Below are 14,101 nucleotides of genomic sequence, written 5' to 3'. Positions count from 1 at the left end.
GACCTGCTCCCGGTTAAAGGGGCAGGTCATTTTGCTGCTGGCTGACATCGGCACTGTTCTCTTCCGGCACAAAGGCGAGGATGACGATTCCGATCACAAACAAAATGATCAGACTGAACACCGCAGTCGAGGATTTCCCGGTCAGCTGGGCGGTAACGGCAATGAGCAGAGGCCCCATAATTGAGGCGAATTTTCCGAAAATGTTGTAAAAACCGAAGAATTCATTAGCGTGGCGCTTTGGCACAAGCTTGGCGAAATAGGAACGGCTCAGGGCTTGAATACCGCCTTGCGAGGTGGCGACAAGCATAGCCAGTATCCAGAAATCAAGCGTTGTCTCCATAAAATAGGCATACACGCAGACGATCATATAAATGACGATCCCGACGTACAGCATTGTCTTCCCCGTGAAGCGTTCTGCCAGTTTTCCGTATACAATCGAGAACGGCGCGGCGACGACCTGGGTGACAAACAGGATGATCAGGAGGCTTGTGGGGCTGATCCCTAAATCAGATCCATAGGATGTCGACATCGTAATAATGGTGCCGACTCCGTCGATATAAAAGAAATAAGCAAGCAAAAAGAGGAACAGCGCCCGGTACTGCTTAATCCGCTTCATCGTTTGGCCGAGCCGCTTAAAGCTGTTGATGACGATATGAGGTTCTCTTTTGATGTAATAGCGCTGATGGACATGCTTCAGCATCGGGATGGTAAACAGCCCCCACCAGGCAGCCGTTATGAAAAAGGACAATTGGCTTGCGGCAGATACAGACATCGGAATCGTCTCTGCTTGTGCAAGCAGGATGACAGCAATGCTGATGATAAATGGAATCGTGCTTCCAATGTATCCTAAGCCAAAACCCCGTGCAGAGACGAGATTCATCCGTTTTTCTGAAGTGACGTCAACGAGAAAGGCATCATAAAACACGTTGGCGCCGGAAAAACCGATAGCCGATATCGTATAAAACAGCAACAATAGCAGCCAATGTTCACTCGGGATAAAGGCAAGCATCGCGGTACTGGCGACACCGGCTGACACAAAGAAACCGAAGAACTTTTTTTTGCACCCTTCATAGTCGGCGATCGTGCCTAAAATCGGCCCGAGCATGGCGAGAATAAACGTTGAAATCGCAATGGTATAGCCCAAATAGGCAGTCGATTGGGCAGCGCTGACACCGCTTTCCGCAACCGCTGATTTATAAAATAACGGAAACACCGCAGTGGTCACCACAATCGAATAAGCAGAATTTGCCCAGTCATATAAAACCCAGCTGTTTTCTTGTTTCGTAAAACGTTTCATCATCAGAGCCCCTCTCCGGTAACGATACTTCTATTGTACGAGAAATAGGCCTGAAAAGAATGGAATTGGCGTTATTTTTTACAAAATATTTATGTTTTTGCCCTTCAAATCATACTTTTGATTTATTGTTCGGCGCAGGTTTATCTGGTACCATTTATCTATATTTTTTGTATTTTCCAGAAGAGGAGCAGCAGAGAGGAGACAAAGCATGAGGCGAATAGGCTTGTGTATAAGCCTGCTGGTCACAGTTCTTGCGATGAGCGCATGCGAAAGTGAAGGTGAGGCTCAGACGTTTGCAGATCGTGATCAAAAGATGGTAAAACAAACCGCAGCCAAACCGATGAGCAATAAGAAAAAGCAGGACTTCCAAGCCCTCCCGAGCGATAGGCAGCTGGCCGTTGTATTCAGTTCCATGATACACGTAAGCGAAGCATTTGATTATGGAATCGGCAATCCTGAATACTTCGTCCGGAGCAGCATGACTGAAGAAGAAGCAGACATTGCGAAGGAGAACCTTGAATCGATTCAACTCGAAAACAAACCGCTCAAAAAACAAAACAGCGAGGCATTCGCTTTGCTTCAAAAAACCCGCAATCAAGAAAAGAGCCGCAACGACATTCAGCAGCTAAAAGAAAATAGAGACGCCTTTTTTGAGATCACAGACAGTATGATCAAACTCATCAGCCAAGTCACACCGAAAAACGCGAAGAAGACAAGACAGCAGCTGGATCAGCTGAAAAAACAATATACGCAATACAGCGCCGAAAGCGTCAAAATCATGAACAGCATTGTTAAGAAGCAGGGAGCTGACAAAGAATCATTTGAACGCCATCTGGAGGAGCTGCTTCAAAAACAGCCCGGGCAGCCGGTGCTGAGTGAATTGTATTAACCTGTCTCGTCTTTCCCTGATGATATTGACCTAGTACAAAAAGAATGTACAATCAAGGTGTAGTCTGTTCTTAGTTGATTGGAGGGACATGTCATGAAAATTGCGAAGGTGATCAACAATAACGTGATCAGCGTGGTCAATGAACAGGGAAAAGAATTGGTCATCATGGGCAGGGGGCTCGCGTTCCAGAAAAAGTCCGGCGATGATGTCGATGAAGCCCGCATTGAGAAGGTGTTTACGCTCGATAACAAGGATGTATCAGAAAAATTCAAAACCCTTTTGTATGATATACCGATCGAGTGTATGGAAGTATCCGAAGAGATTATCAGCTATGCGAAACTCCGGCTCGGCAAAAAGCTCAATGACAGCATCTATGTGTCGCTGACCGATCATATTAACTTTGCTATCCAGCGCAATCAGAAAGGGCTTGATATCAAAAACGCCTTGCTGTGGGAAACAAAGCGGCTGTACAAAGATGAATTTGCGATCGGCAAAGAAGCACTGGAAATGGTAAAAAACAAGACTGGCGTGTCTCTGCCGGAGGATGAAGCAGGCTTTATTGCCCTGCATATCGTAAATGCCGAGCTGAACGAAGAGATGCCCAATATCATCAACATTACAAAAGTCATGCAAGAGATTTTGAGTATCGTAAAATACCATTTTAAGATTGATTTCAACGAAGAATCTCTTCACTATTATCGGTTTGTCACCCACTTAAAGTTTTTCGCGCAGCGTCTTTTTAACGGTACACACATGGAAAGCCAGGACGATTTTTTGCTGGAGACGGTGAAAGAAAAGTACCATCGCGCGTATGAATGCACGAAGAAAATCCAAAACTACATTGAGCGGGAGTATGAACACAAGCTCACCAGTGACGAGCTGCTGTATTTAACGATTCACATAGAAAGGATCGTCAAACAAACATAATGAAAGCGTTGACATTTTTATTTTCTTGTGTTAATTTTTTCTTACATTCAACATACGGTGATATTAGGATTGTTACTGATAAGCAGGCAAAACCTAAATTACAATGAGTGCGGATGATCTCTGTCTGTGCTGATGGTAATTTAGGTTTTTATTTTTTTCAGAGGGATGGTGATGACGGCGTTTTACAGAAAAAAACGAATGATGGCGTTTCATAGGATTGTTACTGGTCAGGCAGGCAAAACCTAAACTACTTGTTCCTATTGCGATAGGGGTAGTTTAGGTTTTTTATTTTTTAGCAGAAGGGATGAGAGGAAAATGGGGATTCAAGCAGCGGCAAAAAATATACTACAGCTGGTTGGCGGGGAAGAAAATGTGCGTTCCCTTGTACATTGTGCGACACGCCTGCGTTTTACACTAAACGACCGATCGAAAGCAGATAAAGATAAAATCGAAGCTTTGGATGAAGTCGTAACTGTAGTGGAAAGCGGAGGACAGTTTCAGGTCGTGATCGGCAATCACGTTTCAGAGGTGTATCAAGAGATTGGAAGAATGTCTCATCTGCTGAATGATGACCGAGCTGAACGTTCTGCCCAGAAAGGAAATCTGTTCGGACGGCTTGTTGATATCGTATCGAGCATTTTTACACCCTTACTTGGCGTGATGGCAGGAGCGGGAATTTTAAAGGGCCTGCTGATGATATGTACAAATGCCGGCTGGCTCAAACCAGAGGAAACCACTTATACGATACTGTATGCCGCTGCGGACAGCCTGTTTTATTTTCTTCCGCTCTTGCTGGCTATTACCGCTGCCCGAAAGTTTGGCGCGAATCTATTTGTTTCTGTCACGGTTGCCGGGGCGCTTATCTATCCAACGATCATTGAGCTGAAGAACGGCAATGCAGAAACGGACTTTTTCGGGATTCCAGTCGTGTTAATGAACTATACATCAACTGTGATCCCGATCATTTTGGCGATTTTTGTGATGAGTTATGTTGAGAAGTATTTGAACCGGGTGATTCATGATAGTGTGAAAACCTTCATTACCCCGCTCGTTTGTCTTGTAACCATTGTACCGCTCACATTAATTGTATTCGGCCCGATTGGGGTAAACGCGGGAAATGCCATCGCGTCTGCGATTCTGGCAATCTTCAGCTTTAACCCGATGCTGGCCGGCGCCGTGATCGCGGCACTCTGGCAGATTCTCGTCATCTTTGGCATCCACTGGGGGATTGTGCCGGTCATTTTAAATAACATTGCGGTCAATGGACAGGATTCGATTAAACCGGCTACAGCGGCAGCTGTATTTGCACAAACAGGAGCTGCAGTGGGTGTCATGTTGAAAACGAAAAACAAAAAATTAAAGGCGCTTGCCGGTTCCGCTGCTGTCACAGGGATTTTTGGCATTACAGAACCGGCCGTTTACGGCGTCACGCTCAGGCTGAAAAAACCTTTTGTATGCGGTGTCATTAGTGCGGCCGTTGGCGGGGCGATTATCGGGCAGGCTCACAGCGTCGCCATCGCTTCAGGCGCACCCGGTCTATTGACGATCCCGATTTTCTACGGACAGGGCTTTGCCGGTTTTATCTTGGGAATCTCGGTATCTTTTATTCTATCAATCATCCTAACGTATATTGTTGGGTTTGAAGATCCTGCAGAACAAACAGATATCAAAGCAGAGCCAACTGCACCCGCAGTCCGCCGGGAAGAGATCAGCAGTCCGTTAGAAGGAAAAGTGATTCCGCTAACAGAAGTGGAGGATAAAGTGTTTGCGTCTGAGACACTCGGAAAGGGAATAGCGATTTTGCCGGAGAAAGGCAGACTCGTCGCACCAGCGGATGGCGTGATATCAACCGTTTTTCCGACTGGCCATGCATTTGGAATGGTGACTGATCAGGAAACAGAAATCCTCATTCACCTCGGATTTGATACGGTGAAGCTGGAGGGTAAGCACTTTTATCCTAAGGTCGTACAGGGACAAACCGTCAAACAAGGAGACTTGCTTGCTGAATTTGACCTGGATGACTTACTAAAGGCGGGATTTGATATGAACACGCCGATCGTCATCACAAACGCAGATCAATATACCGACGTCATTCAAACAGATCAAAAGCAAGTCAAAATAGAAGAAAGAATCTTTTCTTTAATCTAAAACCATTGGAGGAACAGACAATGAACTATAAAACACTTGCAGCATTTCCGGAGAATTTTTTGTGGGGAGCATCAACTTCTGCCTATCAAGTGGAAGGCGCGTGGAACGAAGATGGAAAAGGCCCGTCAGTGATTGACGCACGCGACAGCTATCCAGAGGGAACAACTGATTTTAAAGTCGCCAGCGACCATTACCATCGCTATAAAGAAGACGTTGCGCTGTTTGCCGAAATGGGCTTTAAAGCGTACCGTTTTTCCATTGCATGGACGCGGATTATTCCTGACGGTGACGGAGACATTAATCAAAAGGGAATTGAATTTTACAGCAACCTGATTGATGAGCTGCTCAAATATAAGATCGAACCGATTGTTACGATGTATCACTTTGATCTGCCGAATGCCCTGCAGAAAAAAGGCGGCTGGTCGCAAAGAGCCACAATTGATGCGTTTGAACGGTATTCCAAGGTGTTGTTTGAGCACTTCGGTGACCGTGTGAAGTACTGGCTGACCATCAACGAACAAAACATGATGATCCTTCATGGCAGCGCTTTAGGCACACTTGATCCGAATCTCAAAAACCCGAAAAAAGAGCTGTATCAGCAAAACCATCACATGCTGGTGGCGCAGGCAAAAGCCATGAACCTCTGCCACGACATGCTGCCGGAAGCTAAAATCGGCCCTGCTCCGAATATCGCGCTCATCTACCCAGCGTCTTCAGAACCGGAGGATATTGTGGCGGCTTTCAACTATAATGCGATTCGGAACTGGCTCTATTTAGACATGGCAGTTCATGGGCGCTACAATACGACGGCGTGGGCTTATATGAAAGAAAAAGGCTATACGCCAGTCATTGAAAATGGTGACATGGAGATTCTGCAATCTGCGAAACCTGATTTTATCGCCTTTAACTACTACACCTCTCAAACAGCGGCAGCGAGCAAAGGCGACGGATCGGATGAAGTGGCACGCGGAGGAGACCAGCATTTGAAAACGGGAGAAGACGGTGTCTACCGCGGCAGCAGCAACCCGCATTTGAAGAAAAATGACTTCGGCTGGGAGATTGACCCGGTTGGTTTCCGATCCACGCTGAGAGAAATCTATGACCGTTACCAGCTGCCATTGATCATCACAGAAAACGGGCTTGGCGCTTTCGATCAATTAGAAGAAAATGATACGGTCAATGACGATTACCGCATTGATTATTTAAAACAGCACATCGAACAAATTCAATGGGCCATCACAGACGGTGTCGATGTGTTAGGCTACTCTCCATGGTCAGCCATTGACTTGATTTCTACGCATCAGGGCTGCTCGAAACGCTACGGCTTCATTTACGTCAACCGTGATGAATTTGATCTGAAGGATCTGCGCCGAATCCGCAAGAAAAGCTTTTATTGGTATAAAGAGGTGATTGCTTCAAACGGTGAAGTGTTGAAGGGGAGTTAAAAATATAAAAATTATGAACATCGATTCATAAATGTCTTCCATGTATAATTCCGAAGACCAACTATTTGATCCTTCATCTGTTCTTGACGAATAACCCTGACGACATTTTTTCTTCGGCCTTCGTCAGATCGAACACGGATCACATGGATTTTGTCTGGAACAGGCAGGACTATGACTGCTTGCATCCGACTAATTTTCGGAAGAATTCCTTCCTTTTCATAAAACCGCAGCGTTGAAGAAGGAATACCAAACATGTTCTTTACTTATTGAATTCGATACATCTCATCACCTTCATTTTGTTAAAGTTGGGTCTAAGTATAATCCAAAGATGCAAAGCCAAATTAATTATCAATCTAAAAATGATAGTTACAGGATTCTTGGATTCGTTATTATCATTATTATGACCGATGTTCCCTTTTAAAAGAATCATGTATGATCGATACAGAAAACGCTTTCGAAGAAAGGGGAATATCAACATGTCCTATCGTATGAAACGAGTGTTGTTGTTTCTTGTCACTGGATTGTTTATGAGTTTGTCTGCAATCACTTCTACTGCCTCGGCTCAAACAGGCGGATCGTTTTTTGACCCTTTTAACAGCTATAACTCCGGTTTATGGCAAAAAGCAAATGGTTATTCAAATGGAAATATGTTCAACTGCACTTGGCGTGCAAATAACGTATCCATGACGTCATTAGGTGAAATGCGTTTGGCGCTAACAAGTCCATCTTATAACAAGTTTGACTGCGGGGAAAACCGGTCTGTTCAAGCATATGGCTATGGACTTTATGAAGTCAGAATGAAACCAGCTAAAAACACAGGGATCGTTTCATCGTTCTTCACATACACAGGCCCAACGGATGGAACTCCTTGGGATGAGATTGATATTGAATTTTTAGGAAAAGACACAACAAAGGTTCAATTTAACTATTACACAAATGGTGTAGGAAACCATGAGAAGATAGTGGATCTCGGATTTGATGCGGCTAATGCCTATCATACGTATGCGTTCGATTGGCAGCCAAACTCTATTAAATGGTATGTCGATGGGCAATTAAAACATACTGCGACAAGCCAAATCCCGACAACACCAGGAAAGATTATGATGAACTTGTGGAATGGTACGGGTGTCGATGAATGGCTCGGTTCCTACAATGGTGTAACACCGCTATACGCTCATTACGACTGGGTGCGTTATACAAAAAAATAATGTCAAATGTGATAAGAGCCTGCTGGCTCAATATAGCCAGGCTCTTATGATTGTAGTGAGAAGTTGTTGGCATGAATATCTTCTATTCACTCAAAATATCCTATGTGATATATATTTTGATCTTGGGTTTTCGGATGATACAGAACAAAAGGATTTCCGCCAGCGGAAATCCTTTTCTTATTAAAACGAGATAATCCCAATCAAAAGTGCCGCAATCGTCATGACAATCGTTGTCCCCACGGCCCATTTAATGGTGAATTTTTGATGGTCGCCAAAGCTGACGCCTGCCATTCCGACCAATAGATAGGTGGAAGGCACAAGCGGGCTGAGCAAATGCACGGGCTGACCCAGCAAGGAGGCCCTTCCGATTTCAGCGGCGTCTATTCCGTAAGCGGAAGCGGCTTCTGCAATGATGGGAAGGACACCGAAGTAAAAGGCGTCATTCGACATAAAAAAGGTGAATGGCATGCTGACAATGGCAGTGATCAAAGGCAGGTGCGGGCCCATGGCATCAGGGATGAGTGAAACGAGAGAATGTGCCATCGCATCGACCATTTTTGTGCCGGAGAGAATGCCTGTGAAAATACCAGCCGCAAACACCATGGACACAACGTTTAACGCATTTCCCGCATGCGCCGAGATCCGTTTCTGCTGCTCTTTGACATTTGGATAGTTGACCATCAAGGCGATGGCGAACGCGATCATAAAAAGAACAGGGATCGGAAGCAGGCTGGTGATCAGAGCGGCCATCAGAGCGATAGTCAGCAGCAGGTTAAACCATTGGAGAGCGGGACGCTTAAGCGGCGCTGCATCCGGATCGGAGGACGGCGCGTGTTCAATCGAAATGACGCCTAGCCGCTTTCGCTCTTTCTTTCCGAGGATATAAGCAACGGCGATCACCCAGAGAACGCCGGCGATCATAGCGGGAATCAGCGGCGTGAAGACCTCCGACGTGTCCAATTTTAAGGAAGCCAAAACCCTCGCTGTCGGCCCGCCCCACGGAATAATGTTCATGACCCCAGAACCGAGCATTGCAATTCCCGCTAAGACCAAACGGTTCATGCCGAGCCGTTTGTAAAGAGGCAGCATCGCCGCAATGGTAATCATATAGGTTGTTGTCCCATCCCCGTCCAGCGAAATGGTCATCGTCAGAACCGCGGTGCCGACGGCGATTTTTAACGGATCTCCTTTGACAAGCGAAAGGATTTTGGCAATGAGAGGATCGAACAAACCTGAGTCAATCATAATGCCGAAATAAAGGATGGCGAATAACAGCATGATGCCGGTAGGAGCGAGGTCTGTTACGCCCTGAATCATCATCTCGCCAAGATCTTTGCCAAATCCGCTGATCAGGGCAAACACAACAGGAACAACAATCAACGCAATAAGAGCGGAAAGCCGGTTAGACATAATAAGGTACATAAAGACAATCATCATCACAAAACCGAGTATGGCAAGCACGATATGACCTCCCCCATTTAACAGCACATTTTTAGTAAGCGCTTCCACGTTTTCTTTTTGAGAAGAAGGCTTATTTCAAATGTGTATGACCTCATCCTGATATGTAGACCTAAAATCCTATTGAGCGGATTAGCAGTTTATATGAAGATTGCCACGGGTAAATGTGCTGTAGAATGTTTCGTTTTAAAAAGGGGGAACAGACATGAGTGATGATCAAAACAAACGTGTAAATGAACACTCAAAGGATGAGCAGCTTGAGCAGTACAGGGTCGATAACGGCGGGAAGAAAATGACGACAAACCAAGGTTTGCGGGTGTCAGAGGATGAGCACTCGTTAAAAGCCGGGGTTCGCGGCCCGACGCTGATGGAGGATTTTCACTTCCGGGAGAAAATGACGCACTTTGACCATGAGAGGATTCCGGAGCGTGTTGTGCATGCGCGCGGGTATGGCGTGCATGGCTTTTTTGAGGTTTACGAGCCGATGACCGAGTATACACGGGCCAAATTTCTTCAGGACCCTTCAGTGAAGACACCTGTATTTGTCCGGTTTTCAACTGTTGCGGGTTCTAAAGGCTCCGCAGACACAGTGCGGGACGCCAGAGGTTTTGCGACGAAATTTTATACTGAAGAAGGAAACTATGATCTTGTAGGAAATAACATCCCGGTGTTTTTCATTCAGGATGCGATCAAATTTCCGGATTTGGTTCACGCGTTTAAGCCTGAACCTCACAATGAAATGCCTCAGGCCGCGACCGCTCATGATACGTTTTGGGATTTTGTCGCCAATAACCCTGAGTCGGCTCACATGGTGATGTGGACGATGTCTGACAGAGGCATTCCTCGCAGCTACAGAATGATGGAAGGCTTCGGCGTTCACACGTTCCGATTTGTCAATGAACAAGGAAAGGCGCGTTTTGTGAAATTCCACTGGAAGCCGGTGCTCGGCGTGCATTCTCTCGTATGGGATGAAGCGCAGAAAATTGCCGGAAAAGATCCCGACTTCCACCGCCGCGACCTGTGGGAAACGATTGAAAACGGCGGCACGGTTGAATATGAGCTCGGCGTGCAGATGATTGATGAAGAAGATGAATTCCAATTTGATTTTGATATCCTTGATCCGACAAAGCTGTGGCCGGAAGAGCTCGTACCGGTGAAGATCATTGGGAAAATGACGCTGAACCGCAACCAGGATAATGTGTTTGCGGAAACAGAACAAGTCGCATTCCATCCGGGAAATGTCGTGCCGGGCATCGATTTTACCAATGACCCGCTATTGCAGGGACGGCTTTTCTCTTATACGGACACACAGCTCATCCGTCTTGGCGGTCCGAACTTTCATGAGCTTCCGATTAACCGGCCGGTATGTCCGTTCCATAACAATCAATACGACGGCTATCACCGGATGACGATCAATAAGGGGCCGGTCGCTTATCATAAAAACTCTCTGCAAAACAATGACCCGTCGCCTGCGACAGCTGAAGAAGGCGGCTACGTCCACTATCAGGAGAAAGTCGAGGGCAAAAAAATCCGCCAGCGGAGCGACAGCTTCAACAATTATTACTCACAGGCGAAGCTGTTCTGGAACAGTATGTCTCCTGTCGAGAAGCAGCACATCATCTCTGCTTTCTGCTTCGAGGTCGGGAAGGTCAAAAGCAAGGACGTGCAGCGGCAGGTCGTTGACGTCTTCAGCAATGTGGATGCAGGCTTAGCAGAAGAAATCGCCAAAGGAGTGGGCGTGGCGCCGCCGGCGAAACGGAAAGCATCAAAAGAAATTCTTACCTCACCTGCGTTAAGCCAAGCCCGTACAGTGAAAACAGCGTCAACGAGAAAAGTCGCTGTTCTCGCCGGAAACGGATTTCATGAAAAAGAGCTGCAAACAGTGCTGGACGCCTTAAAGCAAGAAGGGATCACAGCGGATATCATCAGCCAAACGCTGGGGTACATCACAGGCGGCACCGGACAGCAGCTTGAGGCCGGCGGCACGTTCCTGACGGCTGATTCTGTTCTGTATGATGCCGTCTATGCCGCAGGAGGACCGGAGTTAAAAGGCAACAAACAAGCGATGGCGTTTATAAGAGAAGCATACAACCACTATAAGGCGATCGGTGCAGCGAACGAAGGAATTGATCTTTTTCAATCAGCTGTCGGGACAACAGAGGGGCCGGGCATCGTGACTGCGAAAGATGAAGCGGACTACACCGCCTTCAGCAACGCGTTTATCGAGGCCGTCGCCGCTCACCGCCATTGGGATAGACGAATTTGATCCGCTCCTGTATCTTAAAGGAAGATACTTTTCATAAGGAGCATGACAAATGAACGAAAAACAACTCGCTGAAGCTTACGAACGCGATGAAAATATGATGATTTTGGTGTTTGCCCAATGGTGCGTGAACCATGATCTTGATCCGGTGGAGCTGTACGCCAAAGCATATCCGCAGCAAAAGCTGAATGAAAGCTTGAAAAAAACCATGGACGAACTGGTCGTGCCCAAACACGAATCAGAACACATTCCGGATCAGACCGTCATTGCGGTGTTAGAGATGTTTGGAAATACAGATTTGGCACAAGCGGTTCACGAAGCAATTGCTGAGCGTAAACAATAAAAAAAGAGACATATTGTGTCTCTTTTTTTATTAGAAAAATCGAGCTATTAGACCTAGAAACTTCTTTTCACTTCCATCAGTCTATAAAAGTGTACCTTGCAGAAAAAAGGGAATAATAAGCAATGCACATCAAAGGAGGAGATCGTATGAAATGGAATAACATGCTGAAAGCCGCGGGGATTGCAGTTTTGCTTTTTGCTGTATTTGCATATGCGGCCCCATCATCAAAAGCAGCTCAAGAGAAAACACCGACTGTCAGCAGCCATACGTACAAAAAGATCAAGGAATTAAAGTATCCACAGGTGCATCACATCGGAAATGCCGCGTTTGAAAAGAAAATCAATCAAGAGCTGAAAGCCTACATTGAACAATCGTATCAGGAATACCTGAAAAACAAAAAAGCAGGCGAACAGCAGGGATTCAAAGCGGAATATCAAACATCCTTCAGCGTCAAATACAATGCGGCAGGCAAGCTTAGCATTCAAACGCTCAATTATATTTATTCAGGCGGCGCCCATGGTTTAACATCTGTTCAGTCCTTCAACTATGACTTGAAAGCACAAAAGCGGGTGACACTGAATCAGATTCTGAACTCCAAAACAAAAATCAGCAAAACGAAAGACTACCTATACAGCTATATCAAAAAACATGACACGCTGTTTTTCCCTGACGTAAAGAAAGAGGATATTATCCTTAACCAAGACACAACGTTTTACTTTACGAAAAACGGGATCGCCATCGTCTTCGGCCAGTATGACTTGGGACCTTATGCAGCCGGAATCCGTGATGTGCAGGTGCCTTCCTCTATTTATCAATAATCAAAAGAGCCATATCCGCAAAGGGATATGGCTCAATGTTTCTACCACACAAACAGGCCGACAATCGCAGCACTTAGTAAAGATACCGCAATTCCGCTGACGAGCAATTTCCACACGTTTTTCCCAATGACCGTTGACTTTTCGCCGTCAAGGATCGAGTTGTACGTACCATAAATCATGCCGACTGTACTGAAGTTGGCAAATGACGTCAGGAATGTCGTCGCCACCGCAACTGTGTGAGGCGGAAGTGATTTGAGATTTTCTTTCAAGTCAAGCATCGCAACAAACTCGTTCGTTGCCAATTTCATTCCCATCAGCTGAGCGACGTACATCGCATCGTGTACCGGCAGCCCAAGCAGGAATGCGAAAGGACTGAAGAGATAAGCAAAAATCGTCTGGATGGTGAGGCCGTGTACGAAAACGCCAAGAATGCCATTGATTGCTGACGTTAATGCGACATATCCGATCACCATTGCCAAAATAACGATAACCATGTTCATGCCGACAAGCATACTGTTAGAAATCGTAGAGAAAAAGTCTTTCTTCTCTTCTTTAGGCGGTGTATAGATGATATCTTCATCTTCCGGCACGTGAACAGGGTTCAGCAGGTTTGCGATAATCAGCGCGTTTAAGCAGTTCAAAGGAATCGCTGTAAATACGTATGTCGCCGGCACCATTGACAGGTAAGATCCAATAATGGAGCCGCTGATGCTGCTCATGCTCATTAAGCCGAATGTAAGCAGGCGGTTGTTATTTAATACCGTAAGCTGCTGGCGGATGACCGCAAGTGCTTCCGTATTTCCCAAGAACATCATTTGAATAGAGAAAAAGCTTTCTAATTTCGGCAAGCGGGAAGCCTTTGAAATCACCCATCCGATTTTATCAATCAGCCAAGGCAAAATGCCGAAATATGTTAAAATATCAAAGAATGTGACGATAAAGATAATTGGAAGAAGTGCACTAAAGAAAAAATCTACTGTTTCATTCGCCATGACAGACGGGAAGGCAAACGCGATACCGTCACTGGCGCAAGCAATCAGCCAAGTGAAGAAATCACCAATTTTACCGATGGCCAAGCTCCCGACTTTTGTTCCCAGCATAAACCAAGTAATCAGCAATTCCAGAACAATTAACGTAATGATCGGGCGCCACTTGATTTTCTTTTTCTGCGGAGAACATAGGAATACAACTGCCATAATCACAATGAGACCGACAAGGTTTAATAAAAAGTACATGATAGCAACTCCTATGAGGTTTATTATGGAAACAAAAAAAGCTCTTATCCTTCACAAATTCTGGAAGTGC

11 protein-coding genes are annotated in these 14,101 nt (G+C 45.8%); 8 read left to right on the top strand and 3 right to left on the bottom strand.

What is annotated here, in order from left to right; all coding sequences use genetic code 11:
* Nucleotides 1–13 precede the first annotated feature (13 nt).
* Complete coding sequence (locus M1M80_RS20395) at nucleotides 14–1,300, bottom strand: MFS transporter (protein ID WP_080429068.1); 1,287 nt, start codon at nucleotides 1,298–1,300, stop codon at nucleotides 14–16.
* Between the two features lie 205 nt (nucleotides 1,301–1,505).
* Here M1M80_RS20395 and M1M80_RS20390 point away from each other — a divergent pair, with 205 nt between their 5' ends.
* From M1M80_RS20390 to bglS, 5 genes are all read left to right on the top strand, one after another.
* Nucleotides 1,506–2,186, top strand: coding sequence for a hypothetical protein (locus M1M80_RS20390; RefSeq protein ID WP_060399832.1), 681 nt, complete (start codon nucleotides 1,506–1,508; stop codon nucleotides 2,184–2,186).
* Between the two features lie 93 nt (nucleotides 2,187–2,279).
* The gene (gene licT / locus M1M80_RS20385; RefSeq protein ID WP_044454766.1) at nucleotides 2,280–3,113 is read left to right on the top strand and encodes a transcriptional antiterminator LicT; all 834 of its coding nucleotides are present in this window, start codon (nucleotides 2,280–2,282) and stop codon (nucleotides 3,111–3,113) included.
* 315 nt (nucleotides 3,114–3,428) lie between these two features.
* A complete protein-coding gene (locus M1M80_RS20380; RefSeq protein ID WP_060399831.1) occupies nucleotides 3,429–5,261 on the top strand; it encodes a PTS beta-glucoside transporter subunit IIBCA in 1,833 nt (610 codons plus the stop codon).
* Nucleotides 5,262–5,281: 20 nt separating this feature from the next.
* Nucleotides 5,282–6,706 carry a glycoside hydrolase family 1 protein gene (locus M1M80_RS20375; RefSeq protein ID WP_060399830.1) on the top strand — a complete coding sequence of 475 codons (1,425 nt, stop codon included), beginning with the start codon at nucleotides 5,282–5,284 and terminating at the stop codon, nucleotides 6,704–6,706.
* A gap of 476 nt (nucleotides 6,707–7,182) precedes the next feature.
* Entirely contained in the window at nucleotides 7,183–7,914 is a 732-nt protein-coding gene (bglS, locus tag M1M80_RS20370) for a beta-glucanase (protein ID WP_003236223.1), read from the top strand.
* A gap of 180 nt (nucleotides 7,915–8,094) precedes the next feature.
* Here the strand turns inward: bglS and citH are convergent, their stop codons facing one another.
* Nucleotides 8,095–9,375 (bottom strand): citrate transporter CitH, encoded by a 1,281-nt coding sequence (gene citH, locus M1M80_RS20365; protein ID WP_019259891.1) that lies wholly within the window; start codon nucleotides 9,373–9,375, stop codon nucleotides 8,095–8,097.
* A gap of 202 nt (nucleotides 9,376–9,577) precedes the next feature.
* Here citH and M1M80_RS20360 point away from each other — a divergent pair, with 202 nt between their 5' ends.
* The 3 genes from M1M80_RS20360 (at nucleotide 9,578) to M1M80_RS20350 (ending at nucleotide 12,796) form a co-directional block, all read left to right on the top strand.
* A complete protein-coding gene (locus M1M80_RS20360) occupies nucleotides 9,578–11,638 on the top strand; it encodes a catalase (protein WP_060399829.1) in 2,061 nt (686 codons plus the stop codon).
* A gap of 49 nt (nucleotides 11,639–11,687) precedes the next feature.
* Nucleotides 11,688–11,978, top strand: a complete 291-nt coding sequence (locus M1M80_RS20355; RefSeq protein ID WP_003236216.1) for a hypothetical protein — start codon at nucleotides 11,688–11,690, stop codon at nucleotides 11,976–11,978.
* A gap of 146 nt (nucleotides 11,979–12,124) precedes the next feature.
* Nucleotides 12,125–12,796, top strand: a complete 672-nt coding sequence (locus M1M80_RS20350) for a DUF3298 and DUF4163 domain-containing protein (protein ID WP_060399828.1) — start codon at nucleotides 12,125–12,127, stop codon at nucleotides 12,794–12,796.
* A 41-nt stretch (nucleotides 12,797–12,837) separates the two neighbouring features.
* Here the strand turns inward: M1M80_RS20350 and M1M80_RS20345 are convergent, their stop codons facing one another.
* Complete coding sequence (locus tag M1M80_RS20345) at nucleotides 12,838–14,031, bottom strand: NupC/NupG family nucleoside CNT transporter (RefSeq protein WP_060399827.1); 1,194 nt, start codon at nucleotides 14,029–14,031, stop codon at nucleotides 12,838–12,840.
* Nucleotides 14,032–14,101 lie beyond the last annotated feature (70 nt).

Source organism: Bacillus inaquosorum, from assembly GCF_023238325.1.
Classification (GTDB): domain Bacteria; phylum Bacillota; class Bacilli; order Bacillales; family Bacillaceae; genus Bacillus; species Bacillus inaquosorum.
This window is presented reverse-complemented; position numbering and strand designations above follow the sequence as displayed.

Bases quoted from the DNA above. Each gene is read 5' to 3' on its own strand.
- M1M80_RS20395 (WP_080429068.1), bottom strand. From the start codon at position 1,300: ATGATGAAACGTTTTACGAAACAAGAAAACAGCTGGGTTTTATATGAC.
- M1M80_RS20390 (WP_060399832.1), top strand. From the start codon at position 1,506: ATGAGGCGAATAGGCTTGTGTATAAGCCTGCTGGTCACAGTTCTTGCG.
- licT (WP_044454766.1), top strand. From the start codon at position 2,280: ATGAAAATTGCGAAGGTGATCAACAATAACGTGATCAGCGTGGTCAAT.
- M1M80_RS20380 (WP_060399831.1), top strand. From the start codon at position 3,429: ATGGGGATTCAAGCAGCGGCAAAAAATATACTACAGCTGGTTGGCGGG.
- M1M80_RS20375 (WP_060399830.1), top strand. From the start codon at position 5,282: ATGAACTATAAAACACTTGCAGCATTTCCGGAGAATTTTTTGTGGGGA.
- bglS (WP_003236223.1), top strand. From the start codon at position 7,183: ATGTCCTATCGTATGAAACGAGTGTTGTTGTTTCTTGTCACTGGATTG.
- M1M80_RS20360 (WP_060399829.1), top strand. From the start codon at position 9,578: ATGAGTGATGATCAAAACAAACGTGTAAATGAACACTCAAAGGATGAG.
- M1M80_RS20355 (WP_003236216.1), top strand. From the start codon at position 11,688: ATGAACGAAAAACAACTCGCTGAAGCTTACGAACGCGATGAAAATATG.
- M1M80_RS20350 (WP_060399828.1), top strand. From the start codon at position 12,125: ATGAAATGGAATAACATGCTGAAAGCCGCGGGGATTGCAGTTTTGCTT.
- M1M80_RS20345 (WP_060399827.1), bottom strand. From the start codon at position 14,031: ATGTACTTTTTATTAAACCTTGTCGGTCTCATTGTGATTATGGCAGTT.